Origin of the sequence: Brucella anthropi ATCC 49188, from assembly GCF_000017405.1 — a bacterium.
Taxonomy (GTDB): Bacteria; Pseudomonadota; Alphaproteobacteria; order Rhizobiales; family Rhizobiaceae; genus Brucella; species Brucella anthropi.
Genome location: NC_009667.1, coordinates 1473546 through 1488316, shown reverse-complemented (window position 1 = coordinate 1488316; position 14771 = coordinate 1473546). Strand labels below are relative to the sequence as shown.

Genomic DNA, 14771 nt, shown 5'->3' with positions numbered 1-14771 from the left:
CTGCTCAAAGCTTAGGCGAAAAAGATGCAAAAATAGTCAAAAGCTGCTAATAGTTAGGCAATCTGAAAATATGATTTCATCAGGCGGCACATGAAACCCACCGAAAAGTCCTTTCTGACCCGCGTAAGAGACGTTATGGACGAACTGCCGCCAGCCGAAAAAAGGCTGGGTGAATTCGTATGTGATTTTCCAGGGGAACTGGCGAGCTATTCGGCGTCGGAACTGGCAGCTCTCGCCCATGTTTCCAACGCGACCGTGACGCGTTTCGTACAGCGCCTCGGTTATGACACCTATGAAGAATCCCGACGCCATGCCCGTGAGGAAAAACAGACGGGATCGCGTCTGTTTCTGTCGAGTGCCACCGATGCGGAGAGCGGCCAGTCCCTGTCTTCGCATGTCGGTCAGGGCATCGCCAATCTGGAAAAGACCTTTCTTTCCATACGCGAAACACAGATCGACGCCGTTGTGGAAGCAATGCTCGGCGCACGCAAGACATGGGTATTCGGCTTTCGCAGCAGCCAGCCTTTTGCGGCCTATCTGCAATGGCAGATGATACAGGTGGTGGACAATATCGTTGCGGTTCCCGGACCGGGCCAAACACTTGGCGAATATATTGCCAGCATCAGCCCTGACGATATGGTCATCGTCTTCGCGCTTCGCCGCCGTATTGCAAAAATGGACGACATCCTTGCCGCCATCGAAAAGCGTGGTGCGAAACTTCTCTACATCACCGATGAAGGCGCGCCGTTCCGGGCTTCCGCGCAATGGCATTTTCATTGCCAGACACTGGCACCCGGCCCGTTGTTCAATCACGTTGCGGTCATGGCGCTCTGCCATTTATTGACCACGCGGGCCATTGAAAAAGCAGGCGCTTCCGGACGAAAGCGCCTGCGTGATATCGAAGCCTCCGGCGACCTGCTCGAAGAGCTGTAAACCGGTTATTTTACAGGCGGCGCATACATGAGCCCGCCCTTGTTCCACAGCGCATTGATGCCGCGGTCGATCTTGAGCAGGCTGCCCTTGCCGATGGTGCGTTCAAACATTTCGCCATAATTGCCGATCTTGGAGACGACATTATAGGCCCATTTCGGCTCAAGGCCGAGCTGTTGGCCGCTATCGCCTTCCGATCCGAGGAAACGGCGCACGTCCGGCTTCTTGGAGTTCAGATCCGCATCAGCGGAGGCTTGCGTAATGCCCAGTTCCTCTGCCTCAAGCATTGCAAACAGCGTCCAGCGAACGATGTTGAACCATTTATCGTCGCCCTGGCGGACGGCAGGTCCAAGCGGCTCCTTGGAAATCACTTCCGGCAGAACGGTGAAAGCATCAGGTTCGGCAAGCTTCAGACGTTGCGCATAAAGTGCGGACGCGTCGGTCGTGTAAACATCACAGCGACCCGTTTCAAATGCCTTCAGGATGCCATCGGCAGAATCAATCACCACCGGTTCATACTTGATACTGTTGGCGCTGAAAAAATCAGCGGCGTTCTGTTCGGTGGTCGTGCCCTGCTCGGTGCAGACCGAAGCGCCGTCGAGCTTCAAGGCGCTATCGATACCCAGATCCTTACGGATCATGAAACCTTGACCGTCATAATAGGCGGTGCCGACGAAATGGATGCCCATGCCCGCATCACGCGAAAGCGTCCAGGTGGTCTGGCGCGAAAGCAGGTCGACCGTGCCGGATTGCAACGCCGTGAAGCGTTCCTTGGTCGAAAGCGGAATGAAGCTCACCTTGTCAGGATCGCCAAAGACTGCCGCCGATACCGCACGACAGAAATCAATATCGAAGCCGGTCCATTTGCCCTGATCGTCTGGCGACGAAAAGCCTGCAACGCCCTGACTGACGCCGCAATTGATCTTGCCGCGCTCCTTCACGGTCGAAAGCGTATCCGCCTGCGCCCCACTTTGAGCGGACATGGCAAAGCCCGCCGCCAATAACGAACCCAAAACTATTTTTTTCATTGTTCCTCCTCCCAGAGTTTCAGGCCAGAGTTTCGGCCCAGAATTTCGGCCCAGAATTTCGAAAAAGCCGATCCATTGCCCGGCAGCACGCCGCCGGGCTTGTTGTTTGTTCAGTTATCCGACTACGAACTACTTCAGTGCAGCCGCGAAGCTGTCCTCCAGAACGCTCAGCAGATGATCGGCATTGGCACGCGTGAAGATCATCGGCGGGCGCATTTTCAGGACATTGTCGAACGGACCTTCAGTCCCCATCAGAATGCCGCGTTCGCGCGCGCCATCATTGATCTTCTTGGCCAGAGCCGTTGCCGGTTCCTTGGTCTTGCGATCCGTGACCAGTTCGATACCGAGGAACAGCCCCTGCCCGCGCACATCACCGATGATATCGAAGCGCTTCTGCATCGAGCGGAACCCGTCGATGAGATAGTTGCCGATATCAAGCGCGTTGCGGCGCAGATCGTTGCGCTCAATGACATCCAGCACTGCCAGACCTGCCGCGCAGGAAACCGGATTGCCGCCAAACGTGTTGAAATATTCCATGCCATTGTTGAAACTGCTGGCTATTTCACGGGTCGTTACCACTGCCGACATCGGATGGCCGTTGCCGATAGGCTTGCCCATGGTGACGATATCCGGCACCACATCCTGCATTTCGAACGCCCACCAGTGGCTGCCGACACGACCGAAGCCAACCTGCACCTCATCCGCGATGCAGACACCACCAGCCGCCCGCACCATCGCGTAGACTTCCTGCAGATAGCCTTTCGGCAGGAAGACCTGACCGGCGACGCTCGGGATCGACTCGGCAATGAAATAGGCCGGGCCGCGTCCAAGGCTTTTGATGGCCTCGATCTGCTCGGCAATACTTTCAGCAAAGCGCTTGCCATGTTCTGCCAGCGGCCAATTTTCCGGCGCGCGGTAGCTGTCAGGGATGACGGCCTCAAACACGTGATCCGGACGTCCTTTGCCGCCCTTGCGCTTGTACTTGTAAGGGCTGAGATCGATCAGCTCCTGGGTCGTGCCGTGATAGGCCCAGTCGAGCACCAGCGCATCGCGCTGGCCCGAATGCGCGCGTGCCATACGCAGCGCCAGACTGTTCGCCTCACTGCCCGAGCAGGCAAACGAGGCCACCGTCAAACCTTCGGGCAAAGTCGCCGTCAGGCGCTCCGCATAGGAAACGATGTTGTCGTGCAGATAGCGCGTATTGGTGTTGAGGATTGCGGCCTGTCTGGCAATCGCCTCCACCACCTGCGGATGAGCGTGGCCGAGATGGCAGACATTGTTGAAGCAATCGAGATAGGCGCGGCCCCGATTGTCGATCAGCCATGCGCCTTCACCACGCACAAACTTGATCGGCTCGGAGTAGGAGATGGAGAGGTTCGGCAGCAGAATATCCTTGCGGGCGCTGACGATCTCGGCGCGCGTGCGACCGGTCTGGTGAAAGGCTTCCGCCGGAATATCGGCAAGAGCTGCGGCATCCGGGAAGATATCGGCCCAAACATCAAGATAGGCATGTTCGCCGACGCCCAGAATTTCCGCTGCCGTGAGGCCGGTATCCGTCGAAATCTGGAAATGGAGATGCGGTGTCCAACCTCCATTCTCGTGCATGTCGCCCATCTGGCCGACGAGATCACCGGCGGCCAGTTTCTGCCCCGGCTTCAGGCGGGACACAGCCTCATGCGCCATATGGCCCCAGAGCGTGATGAAAGGCGGGCAGCCTTCCGACTGATGTTCCAGCGCAATCAGGCCGCCGTAGCCAAGTGGCGCGGTCTCGATCTCGACGCTTTTCACAATAGCTGCAAGCGGCGTGTAGACGGGCGTGCCTGCAGGCATGAACAGGTCAAGGCCCAGATGGTGGACACGCCGCTCGCCTTCGACAAAGCGTGAACGAAACGCCTCATCGGTATAGACAGTACGCTTTTCGCCCCATGGACCGATGCCGAGCTGCACATGGTTGCGGGTGCAGAAATCATCCCACCAGGCGGTGGCTTCCTTTGGGCGCTGCCCGGCAGAATCGACCGTCATCACATGGGCCGGGTCGCCATAGGGCACCAGCGCCTTGGTCATGGTCGCCGGATGCGGGCGGACGATGGGGGCGAGGTTCTTTCGGTTGGCGCTGATCCAGTCACGCACTGCACCAGCACCGTCGACAGCATCGAAACCGCATGCCTTGCGCAGGATGGCGGTGGCGAAGCGCGCGTTCATGGCATCAAGCTTGTGCAGAAGCCGCCATGCAGGTGCTTCGCTGATCGCAAGATAAGGATTGTCGCCGGTCTTCTCGCGGCGCGAAGCCGACAGCGTGACGCTGGTGACGAGGCGCATCGCAATCAGATCGAATATGAGATCGATTTCCTGCGGCAAAAGCGGATATTTCGCATGGAACCCGGCAGCGAGGGCCGCAGCTGCACCAATCGGGTCGTCCATATCCAGAATGGAATAGGCAGCGGCAATTGCCACTTCGGCAACCAGAACGGTGTGAACCGCATCGCCGAAATCGATCAGCCCGGCAATACGTTCATTATCCTGCGGATCAACCAGCACATTCCAGTCATTGGCATCGCTGTGGATCACCTGTGCACGCTGGAGCGGCAGCTTCGGCGCGATATCGCGCTCGAAACGGACAAGGAAGCGCTCGACGACGGCGCGATCTTCCGGCTTGTCGATGAAATGCAGACGGTCACGCGCCCGTCCGGCGTGGCGCACATCCCAGTCAAAATCACGCAAGGCGCCCGGATGAATGAAGCCCTGCAAGGCGCGGTCCAGCTGCCCCAGCGCACCGCCCAGATTGTGCATCAGCGCCTTGGTGCGCCTGACCTCGGCCAGCGGCGTGCCCGGCAGCCAGCTTGCCACCCGCAGCGCATGGGGCTTGCCCTTTTCCTTTTCGATAGAGGCCAGCACCTCACCCGACAGGCTCGCCTTCAGGCGCGGTACGGCAAGCGCCGGATCAGCCTTGGCCAGATGCTGCAGCAGCGCGGTCTGGAATTCGCTTTCAACGCGCGGTTCGCTGGCATTCACGACCTTCAGAATCCAGTCCCCCGATCCATTGCCCGTCTTCAGCCGGAAATTGCGATCACGCTCGCTGTCGAGCGGCGAGGCACTCGCCGTCACGCCGAAATGAAGCTGGGCCAACACTTCAGCCTCTTGCGGAGAAAAATCGGGGGCGGGATGCGAAATATCGGTCATGGGAGGCGCTTCACGGGTTGAATATGAATGGGAAGTAACAGGATGAGCTTGGCATGTCCGCGATTTTCAGGCATCAGACAAGGCGTCGGTCAGACCGGCACTTTGCCGGAATGGACCGGCACATTTACGATAATACGAAAGAACCGACCATGCGGGAACTGGATGCGAAGGATCGCGAGATACTGGCCATTCTCTCCAAGGAAGCGCGCATTCCGCTGAAAACCCTGGCGGGACGCATCGGTCTTTCGCGCAGTGCAACCGGAGAGCGTGTCGCCAATCTTGAGAAAAATGGCGTCATTCGCGGTTACAGGGCAGACATCGGCCAGATCGACAGGAACGTCATCCGCGCCATGATTCTGGTCAGCCTCAAGCGTACACCGGCGCTTGGCCTTCTCGATGAGTTGGCGCGCCATGCCGAGGTGCGCCGGGTATCGTCGGTGAGTGGCCAGCTCGATTTGATCGTCGAGGTTGAAGTCCCCACCATAGACCGCCTCAACAGCCTGCGTGATCTCATCGCCACTCATGAAACTGTAGAGGATCTCACTACAGCAATCGTGCTTCGCCGGGATATCGAGCGCGAAACCGTCTGAAATTCAGTTATACAACTTTAGTTTGGACTACTACAATTTAAGGTAGACATTCTACCATAAGTCGAACATAACGCCTCCGGGTTGAAAAGGAGGGGACATGAAGACGCTTAATCTATTCATTATCGGGTTCGGCTTTACCGCACTCGTCATTACTTGCATTTTCGCCATTGGCGGCGGCACTATCTGATCAGTAACGAACGACAATCTCATTACAATATCATGCCCGTAGCAGGGGTTCCCCGAGGAAGATTGCTGAAGATTCGCGCACAGCGCGGATCATGAAATCGCTCAGCACCCGGATTCGCGGTGCAGCCACCACATCGATGTGACAGCTCATCCAATATTCACGCACCAGATGCATCTCGCGCGGCAGAACCGGAACCAATTCCGGATGCCGGCTGGCGATGAAGTAAGGCAGCACGCACAAGCCATAGCCAATCTGCGTGGCGATCAGTTGCGCATGAATACTGGAACTTTGATAGGTGCAGCGCTGCCCTGGCAGGATTTCGCGCATGTAATCAAGGCCCGGCGTGAAAACCATGTCGTCGATGTAACCAATGAACGGATGCCGGGCCATATCCTCGCGCGTCCTGATCGGCGGATGCCGCTCCAGATAATCGCGATGACCATAGATGAAGAGCCGATAAGGCGTCAGCTTCTCGCTGTGATAGGGCCCGGTACGCGGCATATGCAGCGTGATCGACAATTCCGCCTCGCGGCGCGACAGCGACATGATCTGCTGGATCGTCACCACTTCCACGAACAGGCTCGGATAGGATTGCGCCAGCACAGGCAGACGGTCGGCAAGAAAGAAATTGCCGAAACCTTCCAGCGTCGAGAGACGCACGACACCTGACAGCGCCGCCAGATTGCCGGTAGCCTCGGTCTGGAACTTCATCGCCTCGCGCTCCATGACCTCGGCAGAGTTCACCAGCCGTTCGCCGATGGGCGTCAGTAGATAACCGCGCGGATTGCGCTCGAAAAGCTTGGTCGCAAGGGCCTGTTCCAGCCGGTCGATCCGGCGCAGAACAGTGACATGGCTGGTGCGCAATTGCCGCGCCGCCGTGGAGAGCTGGCCGGTGCGCGCAACCGCCAGAAAATATTGCAGATCGTCCCATGTGAACTGCCGCATGCACCCCTCCCAAACAGTTGCAGTGGCCCCCGCCTCTCTATCTGTACGTTTTCGAACAGACGGTGTTCAAAAATTGTTGTTCGTGTACGCATTTGTCAATGCTACCGTTTCAAAAAGTAGCTCCGTCGAAAATGCCAGACAGGTTTGCGTCAGGAGCTGCAATAAAGAAAGAAACGCCCGGGGCGGAGGAACAAATCGGGCGGAAGCAGAGGGCGAACGGCACAGAGGAAAAGCCGTTTCCTGATCTCGAAAGACTGCTTCACTACAGCATTGGCCGGAAAATCGGAATCGATTTTCAGAAAGCACAATGCGTAGATTCAATAGTTTAGAGCGTCGTTTGTACGTCCGTAAGGATGCATGGCGCTCTGAAGAATGCCGTGCGGGTTTTCCGTGGCGGTTTTGGTGTTATTGGGAGGAGCACTTCATGAAATGTCTCGCACTTGCAACGGCAGCGCTTTTCGCCGCCACGGCTATCTCGTCGGCAGCGGAAATTTCCGACGGCAAGGTCAAGATCGGCATTCTGAACGATCAATCCGGCGTTTATGCCGACTTCGGCGGCAAATGGTCGTTCGAGGCTGCCAAGATGGCGGCTGAAGATTTCGGCGGCAAAGTGCTCGATGCGCCGATTGAGATCATCACGGCGGACCACCAGAACAAGCCGGACGTCGCCTCGAACATCGCGCGCCAGTGGTACGACACCGAGCAGGTCGATTCCATCATGGAACTGACAACCTCATCGGTCGGCCTCGCCGTACAGGCCCTGTCCAAGGACAAGAAGAAGATCACCATCAACACAGGTGCGGCCACATCGGAACTGACCGGCAAGCAGTGCACGCCTTATGGCTTCCATTGGGCCTATGACACCCATGCGCTTGCAGTCGGCACCGGCGGCTCGCTTGTGCAGCAGGGCGGCGATACCTGGTACTTCCTCACTGCCGACTATGCTTTCGGCTACTCGCTGGAAGAGCAGACAAGCAAATTCGTCGAATCCAAGGGCGGCAAGGTTCTGGGTTCCGTGCGCCACCCGCTGGCAACCACCGATTATTCCTCCTTCCTGCTGCAGGCACAGGCCTCCGGCGCCAAGGTGGTCGGCCTTGCCAATGCAGGTCTCGATACGTCCAACGCCATCAAGCAGGCGGCTGAATTCGGCATCGTTGCCGGTGGCCAGCGCCTCGCGGCCCTGCTCTTTACCCTGTCGGAAGTGCACGGTCTCGGCCTCGAAGCCGCTCAAGGCCTGACGCTGACCGAAGGTTTCTACTGGGATCGCGACGATGAATCGCGCGAATTCGGCAAGCGATTCTTCGAGCGCACGGGCCGTATGCCGAACATGGTTCAGGCAGGCACCTATTCCGCTGTCACTCAATATCTGAAGGCGATCAAGGAAGCCGGAACCGACGAAACCGAGGCCGTTGCCAAGAAGCTTCATGAAATGCCGGTCGAAGACGTCTTTGCCCGTCACGGCAAGGTCGGCGCCAACGGACGCATGATCTACGACATGTATCTGATGGAAGTGAAGAAGCCTGATGAAAGCAAGGCGCCTTGGGATTACTATAAGGTTCTTGCAACCATTCCCGGCGATCAGGCCTACATGAAGCCGGAAGAAAGCGGCTGCCCGCTGGTAACGCAGTAAAAAGAGGCTGGTTGAATGAACGCAGCAACTGGCAATATGACGGCCCTGCATGAAGCAGGGCCGAACGATGGCGGCTCATCCGGCAAGACCGTTCTGTCGGCACGAGGACTGGGCAAGTCTTTTGGCGGCTTTCATGCAGTCAAGAATGTCGACCTCGATGTGGAACATGCTCGTGTTCACGCGTTGATCGGCCCCAACGGCGCAGGCAAAACCACGGTTTTCAACCTCCTGACCAAGTTCTTGCAGCCATCGAGTGGCGAGATCACGCTTCTGGGCGAAACCATCACCAAGACCGATCCGGCCAAGGTGGCCCGCATGGGGTTGGTGCGCTCGTTCCAGATTTCGGCCACCTTTCCGCACCTGACCGTGCTGGAAAATGTAAAGGTCGCATTGCAGCGTCCCAATGGGCTTGCCACACAGTTCTGGCGCTCGCTGTCAGCACTCGACCGGCTCGACGCACAGGCCATCGAGCTTCTGGAGCGGGTCGGCCTTGCCGATGCCCGTCATGCGCTGGCCGCCGATCTGTCCTATGGCCGCAAGCGCGCGCTCGAAATCGCCACCACGCTGGCGCTCGATCCGAAGGTTCTGCTGCTCGATGAGCCGATGGCGGGCATGGGCCATGAAGATGTCCATACCATTGCCGCCCTCATTGCCGATGTGGCGAAGGATCGCGCGGTCTTGATGGTCGAACACAATCTCAAGGTGGTGGCCGACATTGCCCACCACGTCACGGTGCTGCAGCGCGGCGAAATTCTCGCCTCCGGCGATTATGCCACCGTCTCCAAGGACGAGCGCGTGCGCACCGCCTATATGGGAACCGAACATGAATAGAGGCCAACCGCTATTATCCGTGCGCGGGCTCAATGCCTGGTATGGCGAAAGCCATGCCCTGCACGGCGTCGACCTCGATATCTGGCCCGGCGAAACCATCACGCTTCTGGGCCGCAACGGCGTCGGCAAGACGACGACGCTGCGTGCCATCATGGGCATCATCCGCAAGCGCACCGGCACCATCACGCTCGACGGCAAGGACATCATGCGCGTGCCGCTGCATCGCATCGCCCATGCCGGTCTCGGTTTTGTGCCCGAAGAGCGCGGCATCTTTGCCACCTTGAGCGTGCATGAAAACCTGCTTTTGCCGCCTGTCGTCGCCAAAGGTAGTCAGGGCACGATGTCGCTTGACGAAATCTACGAACTCTTTCCCAATCTGCATGAGCGCCGTAACAGCCCCGGCACCAAGCTTTCGGGTGGCGAACAGCAGATGCTGGCAATTGCGCGCATCCTGCGCACCGGGGTCAAGGTGCTGCTGCTCGACGAGCCGACCGAAGGTCTTGCGCCCGTCATCGTGCAGCGCATCGGCGATGTGCTGGTGGAGTTGAAAAAACGTGGCATGACCGTGTTGCTGGTCGAGCAGAATTTCCGCTTCGCCGCCAAGGTCGCCGACCGCTTTTATCTCATGGATCATGGCGTGGTGACGGAAAACTTCCCCACCGCCGAACTGCCCGCCCGCATGGCGGCGCTCAACGAAGCGCTGGGGGTATGACACGATGACAATGATTTTTGGAATACCTTTGCAGGCACTTCTCGGGCAGCTGCTGGTCGGCCTCATCAACGGCTCCTTTTATGCCATGCTGAGTCTCGGCCTTGCCATCATCTTCGGGCTTCTGCGCATCATCAATTTCGCTCATGGCGCGCAATATATGCTGGGTGCCTTTGTCGGCTATCTGCTGTTGAGCTGGCTCGGCATCGGCTACTGGCCAGCGCTGATCCTCGCTCCGCTTATCGTCGGCCTTGGTGGCGCGATCATCGAGCGCGTGGCCCTGTCGCGGCTCTACAATCTCGATCCGCTCTATGGCCTGCTCTTCACCTTCGGCCTTGCCCTCGTGATCGAAGGCACGTTCCGCTATTATTATGGCGCTGCCGGTCAGCCCTATGCCGTGCCGCCTTCGCTTGCGGGCGGGCACAATCTCGGCTTCATGTTCCTGCCGAACTATCGCGCCTGGGTCGTCGTCGCCTCGCTTTTCGTCTGCCTCGGCACCTGGCTCCTGATCGAAAAGACCAAGCTCGGCGCCTATCTGCGCGCCGCCACCGAAAACCCGACACTGGTCAAAGCCTTCGGCATCAATGTGCCACTGCTCCTCACCTTCACCTATGCGTTGGGTGCGGCGCTTGCCGGTGTTGCGGGCATCATGGCCGCGCCGATCTATCAGGTCAGCCCGCTAATGGGGTCCAACATCATCATCGTGGTCTTTGCCGTGGTGGTCGTCGGCGGCATGGGCTCGATCCTTGGCGCCATCATCACCGGCTATGTGCTGGGGCTGGCGGAAGGCCTCACCAAGGTCTTCTACCCCGAGGCTTCCAGCATCGTCATCTTCGTCATCATGGCTATCGTCCTTCTGGTTCGACCCGCCGGACTGTTCGGGAAGGAGGCCTGATATGGCTGATACCGCTCTCAAGGCAACTGCGACCCCGCGCGACAGCAAAGCGCCTGCCGTCAACAGCCTCTCGATCATCGTGCTCGGCATTGCCCTCGTCGGGCTGCTAGCAGCCCCCTTCATGGTCTATCCCATCTTCCTGATGAAGATGTTGTGTTTTGCGCTGTTCGCCTCTGCCTTCAACCTTCTGTTGGGCTATACTGGCATTCTGTCCTTCGGCCATGCAGCCTTCTTCGGCGGCGCGGCCTATATCACGGCCCATACGGTGAAAATCTGGGGCGTCACGCCGGAACTCGGCCTCGTACTCGGCGTTCTCGCCGCAGCCGCCCTTGGCCTCGTCATCGGTTATCTCGCCATTCGCCGTCAGGGCATCTATTCGACGATGATTACGCTGGCATTGGCGCAGATGTTCTTCTTCTTCTGCCTGCAAGCCACCTTCACCCATGGCGAAGACGGATTGCAGGGCGTGCCGCGTGGATATCTCTTCGGCATCATCGACCTCAACCAGCCGATGAACATGTATTATTTCGTGCTGGCCGTGTTCGTCCTTGGTGTCTTCGTTATCTGGCGCATCATCAATTCGCCCTTCGGCATGATCCTGAAGTCGGTACGCGAAAACGAGAACCGCGCGGTTTCGCTCGGCTATTCCGTCAACCGCTACAAGCTTGCAGCCTTCGTCATGTCGGCAGCACTCGCGGGTCTTGCAGGCGGCCTGAAGGCGCTTGTCTTCCAGTTTGCAACGCTGACCGATGTCGGCTGGCAGATGTCGGGCGAAGTGATCCTCATGACGCTTCTGGGCGGTATCGGAACACTCATAGGCCCCATCGTCGGCGCTGCCTTCGTCGTCGCGCTGCAGAACTATCTCGCAACATCCGACTTCCCGGTAACGATCGTGACGGGCGTCATCTTCATGGCATGCGTCCTCCTCTTCCGTAAGGGAATCGTAGGCGAGTTCTATGCATCGCGAATTGGAAAGAAACTCTTCGGCTAACCAACATTTCGGGAGCCGCACGCTCGTTCGATAGCGGCTCCGCCTTTTACTGGATATGAGATCATGACCGACACCTACGATTACATCGTGGTTGGCGCGGGCACGGCAGGTTGCGCCCTCGCGAACCGGCTTTCCGCAGACCAGAATCGCTCCGTGCTGCTGCTGGAGGCAGGCGGAAAGGACAATTACGCCTGGATCCACATCCCGGTCGGCTATCTCTATTGCATCGGCAATCCACGCACCGACTGGTGCTTTACCACAGAGGCCGAGCCGGGGCTGAACGGTCGTTCGCTCGGCTATCCGCGCGGCAAGGTGCTTGGCGGCTGCTCGTCGATCAACGGCATGATCTATATGCGCGGTCAGGCCCGCGATTACGATCTGTGGCGTCAGGCCGGATGCGAAGGCTGGGGCTGGGACGATGTCCTGCCACTCTTCAAGAAATCGGAAGATTATTTTGCAGGTGCCAGCGATCTGCATGGCGCGGGCGGCGAATGGCGCGTCGAGAGCGCTCGCCTGCACTGGGATATTCTGGATGCCTTCCGCGATGCAGCCGTCTCGGCGGGCATCCCCGCCACCGACGATTTCAATCGCGGCGACAATGAAGGCGTGTCCTATTTCAAGGTCAACCAGAAGCGCGGCATTCGCTGGAACACGGCCAAAGCCTTTCTGCGCCCGGCATTGGATCGCAAGAACCTCACCGTCGAAACCGGTGCGCATGTGCGCCGCATCGAGATCGAGGAGTTGCGTGCCACCGGCGTCACCTTCGACCAGAACGGCACCACCCGCACGGTGAAGGCAAAGCGTGAGGTCATTCTTGCTGCCGGTGCGGTCGGCTCGCCGCAAATTCTCGAATTGTCGGGCATCGGGCGCGGCGACGTGCTGCAGCAAGCGGGCATTCCGATCAAGCTGGAGCGCAGGCAACTCGGCGAAAACCTGCAGGATCACCTGCAATTGCGCTGCGCATACAAGGTTACCGGTATTCCGACGCTCAACGAAAAGGCAAGCAAGCTTGTCGGCAAGGCAATGATCGGGCTGGAATATCTGCTGCGCCGTTCGGGGCCTATGTCCATGGCGCCAAGCCAGCTCGGCGTCTTCACCCGCTCCGACCCGTCCTACGAGACCGCCAATCTGCAATATCACGTGCAGCCGCTCAGTCTGGAAAAATTCGGCGAGGCTGTGCACCCCTTCCCTGCCTTCACGGCAAGCGTGTGCAATCTGCGCCCCGACAGTCGCGGCTCGATCCACATCAAGTCACCGGATCATCGTTCACAACCGGCAATCAGGCCGAATTATCTCACCACCGAAAGCGACCGCCGCGTTGCCGCCGACGCAATCCGCATCACGCGCCATATCGTGGCACAGGCTCCATTGCAGAAGTTCCGCCCCGAGGAATTCAAGCCCGGCCCTGCTTACGAAACGCAGGAGCAGCTGGAAAAGGCGGCGGGCGATATCGGCACCACGATTTTCCATCCGGTCGGCACCTGCCGCATGGGGCAGGATGCGGAAGCAATCGTCGATCCGCGCCTGCGCTTCAATGGCATTGCGGGCCTGCGCGTTGCCGACGCCTCGGTCATGCCGACCATCACTTCCGGCAACACCAACTCGCCGACTCTCATGATCGCCGAGAAGGCCGCACAGATGATTATCGCCGATAACCGCTAGAACCAGATTTCCGAGTGCCCGGTCAGCGGAAATGGCAATCCGCTCACCGTCTCGTGAACGCAATTTCGGCATCATGGCTTCGGCAAATTCTGAAATAATTTTCCTTGTTTATTGCCTGACAAAAGGGAATTATCGGCAACAAGGTGGGCAGGGGGAGAAAGATCATCTCAAAAGATCGCTTTCCGGGACCGGCTCTCCAAAGTTTTTAAACAAGGAAAACAAAATGTCGTCAGTCCTTTCCCGCTACACGCTGACCCGTCGCGCCGGTCTGAAAGCCCTTCTCTTCACCGCAGCCGCACTGACTGTCGGCTTCGCGTCGGCACCGAGCCACGCAGAAGACAAGACCATCAAGGTCGGCATCATGGGCGGTGAAGACGAAGACGTCTGGAAAGTCGTTGCCGAAGAAGGCAAGAAGCACGGCCTCAACATCGAGCGCGTGACCTTCAACGATTACAACCAGCCGAATGAAGCTCTGGAACGCAAGGAAATCGACGCCAACGCCTTCCAGCACAAGCCTTATCTCGATGAGCAGGTCAAGCAGCACGGCTACAAGATCAGCGTCGCCGGCTACACCGCCGTCTGGCCGATCGGCATTTATTCGCGCAAGCACAAGAGCCTTGACGAACTGAAGGAAGGCGCGGTCGTCGGCGTGCCGAACGATCCGTCAAACGAAGGCCGCGCCCTTCGCGTTCTGGAAGAGAAAGGCCTCATCAAGCTGAAGCCGGATGCAGGCATTCTGGCCACCCCGATCGACATCGTTGAAAACCCGAAGAAGCTTGAGATCAAGGAACTCGACGCCGGTGTTGTCGGCCGTTCCATCGATGACCTCGATGCAGCCATCGTGAACAACGATTGGGCAGCAAAGGCAGGCCTCAAGAAGGAAGAGGCAATCGGCTGGGAATCGAAGGAAAACAACCCGTACAACAACTTCATCGCGGTCCGCACCGAAGATGAAAACGCCGAATGGGTGAAAAACCTCGTGGCTTCGTTCCAGAACGACGCCGTGAAGGCCGAAATCGACCGTGCCTACAAGGGCACCGGCATCCCGGCCTGGAAATAATCGCTTTTGAAGCTTGAAAGACCGCGCCGGAACCGTTTCCGGCGCGGCTTTTATTGACGTACCGACAAAAATTGCCCTAAAGCATCGCCACAGCAAAAGCTGATGGCTTGAGCGAGGCATCATCCTTCCTTGA

At 58.4% G+C, this 14771-nt stretch carries 12 protein-coding genes; 9 read left to right on the top strand and 3 right to left on the bottom strand.

The window, feature by feature from the left end; genetic code table 11:
* The first annotated feature begins 90 nt into the window (after positions 1-90).
* Positions 91-933 (top strand): MurR/RpiR family transcriptional regulator, encoded by an 843-nt coding sequence (locus tag OANT_RS07265; RefSeq protein ID WP_010659475.1) that lies wholly within the window; start codon positions 91-93, stop codon positions 931-933.
* A gap of 5 nt (positions 934-938) precedes the next feature.
* On the opposite strand, the gene OANT_RS07260 is transcribed toward OANT_RS07265, so the two are convergent.
* Together OANT_RS07260 and OANT_RS07255 are read right to left on the bottom strand one after the other, a co-directional pair.
* The gene (locus tag OANT_RS07260; protein ID WP_012091476.1) at positions 939-1958 is read right to left on the bottom strand and encodes an amino acid ABC transporter substrate-binding protein; all 1020 of its coding nucleotides are present in this window, start codon (positions 1956-1958) and stop codon (positions 939-941) included.
* Positions 1959-2087: 129 nt separating this feature from the next.
* A complete protein-coding gene (locus OANT_RS07255; protein ID WP_012091475.1) occupies positions 2088-5138 on the bottom strand; it encodes an aminotransferase class III-fold pyridoxal phosphate-dependent enzyme in 3051 nt (1016 codons plus the stop codon).
* A gap of 149 nt (positions 5139-5287) precedes the next feature.
* On the opposite strand from OANT_RS07255, the gene OANT_RS07250 reads away from it, so the two are divergent.
* Entirely contained in the window at positions 5288-5728 is a 441-nt protein-coding gene (locus tag OANT_RS07250; protein WP_010659472.1) for an Lrp/AsnC family transcriptional regulator, read from the top strand.
* Positions 5729-5945: 217 nt separating this feature from the next.
* Here OANT_RS07250 and OANT_RS07245 read toward each other — a convergent pair whose 3' ends face one another.
* A complete protein-coding gene (locus OANT_RS07245) occupies positions 5946-6860 on the bottom strand; it encodes a LysR family transcriptional regulator (protein WP_012091474.1) in 915 nt (304 codons plus the stop codon).
* A 424-nt stretch (positions 6861-7284) separates the two neighbouring features.
* On the opposite strand from OANT_RS07245, the gene OANT_RS07235 reads away from it, so the two are divergent.
* The 7 genes from OANT_RS07235 to OANT_RS07205 all read left to right on the top strand — a co-directional run bounded on the left by OANT_RS07235 (position 7285) and on the right by OANT_RS07205 (position 14638).
* Positions 7285-8490 carry an ABC transporter substrate-binding protein gene (locus OANT_RS07235; RefSeq protein ID WP_012091473.1) on the top strand — a complete coding sequence of 402 codons (1206 nt, stop codon included), beginning with the start codon at positions 7285-7287 and terminating at the stop codon, positions 8488-8490.
* 15 nt (positions 8491-8505) lie between these two features.
* Positions 8506-9321: an ABC transporter ATP-binding protein gene (locus OANT_RS07230; RefSeq protein ID WP_010659468.1), complete on the top strand. Its 816-nt coding sequence runs from the start codon at positions 8506-8508 to the stop codon at positions 9319-9321.
* Positions 9314-10033: an ABC transporter ATP-binding protein gene (locus OANT_RS07225; protein WP_010659467.1), complete on the top strand. Its 720-nt coding sequence runs from the start codon at positions 9314-9316 to the stop codon at positions 10031-10033. Before OANT_RS07230 ends, OANT_RS07225 begins: the two co-directional genes overlap by 8 nt.
* A 4-nt stretch (positions 10034-10037) precedes the next feature.
* Positions 10038-10925, top strand: coding sequence for a branched-chain amino acid ABC transporter permease (locus tag OANT_RS07220; RefSeq protein ID WP_010659466.1), 888 nt, complete (start codon positions 10038-10040; stop codon positions 10923-10925).
* A gap of 1 nt (position 10926) precedes the next feature.
* Positions 10927-11916: a branched-chain amino acid ABC transporter permease gene (locus tag OANT_RS07215; RefSeq protein ID WP_012091472.1), complete on the top strand. Its 990-nt coding sequence runs from the start codon at positions 10927-10929 to the stop codon at positions 11914-11916.
* Between the two features lie 63 nt (positions 11917-11979).
* Positions 11980-13578, top strand: coding sequence for a GMC family oxidoreductase (locus tag OANT_RS07210; protein ID WP_012091471.1), 1599 nt, complete (start codon positions 11980-11982; stop codon positions 13576-13578).
* A 223-nt stretch (positions 13579-13801) separates the two neighbouring features.
* A complete protein-coding gene (locus tag OANT_RS07205) occupies positions 13802-14638 on the top strand; it encodes a MetQ/NlpA family ABC transporter substrate-binding protein (protein WP_010659463.1) in 837 nt (278 codons plus the stop codon).
* Positions 14639-14771: the final 133 nt, after the last annotated feature.

Coding starts and splice junctions, on each gene's coding strand:
- OANT_RS07215 (WP_012091472.1), top strand. CDS start 10,927: ATGGCTGATACCGCTCTCAAGGCAACTGCGACCCCGCGCGACAGCAAA.
- OANT_RS07225 (WP_010659467.1), top strand. CDS start 9,314: ATGAATAGAGGCCAACCGCTATTATCCGTGCGCGGGCTCAATGCCTGG.
- OANT_RS07255 (WP_012091475.1), bottom strand. CDS start 5,138: ATGACCGATATTTCGCATCCCGCCCCCGATTTTTCTCCGCAAGAGGCT.
- OANT_RS07205 (WP_010659463.1), top strand. CDS start 13,802: ATGTCGTCAGTCCTTTCCCGCTACACGCTGACCCGTCGCGCCGGTCTG.
- OANT_RS07260 (WP_012091476.1), bottom strand. CDS start 1,958: ATGAAAAAAATAGTTTTGGGTTCGTTATTGGCGGCGGGCTTTGCCATG.
- OANT_RS07265 (WP_010659475.1), top strand. CDS start 91: ATGAAACCCACCGAAAAGTCCTTTCTGACCCGCGTAAGAGACGTTATG.
- OANT_RS07210 (WP_012091471.1), top strand. CDS start 11,980: ATGACCGACACCTACGATTACATCGTGGTTGGCGCGGGCACGGCAGGT.
- OANT_RS07250 (WP_010659472.1), top strand. CDS start 5,288: ATGCGGGAACTGGATGCGAAGGATCGCGAGATACTGGCCATTCTCTCC.
- OANT_RS07220 (WP_010659466.1), top strand. CDS start 10,038: ATGACAATGATTTTTGGAATACCTTTGCAGGCACTTCTCGGGCAGCTG.
- OANT_RS07245 (WP_012091474.1), bottom strand. CDS start 6,860: ATGCGGCAGTTCACATGGGACGATCTGCAATATTTTCTGGCGGTTGCG.
- OANT_RS07230 (WP_010659468.1), top strand. CDS start 8,506: ATGAACGCAGCAACTGGCAATATGACGGCCCTGCATGAAGCAGGGCCG.
- OANT_RS07235 (WP_012091473.1), top strand. CDS start 7,285: ATGAAATGTCTCGCACTTGCAACGGCAGCGCTTTTCGCCGCCACGGCT.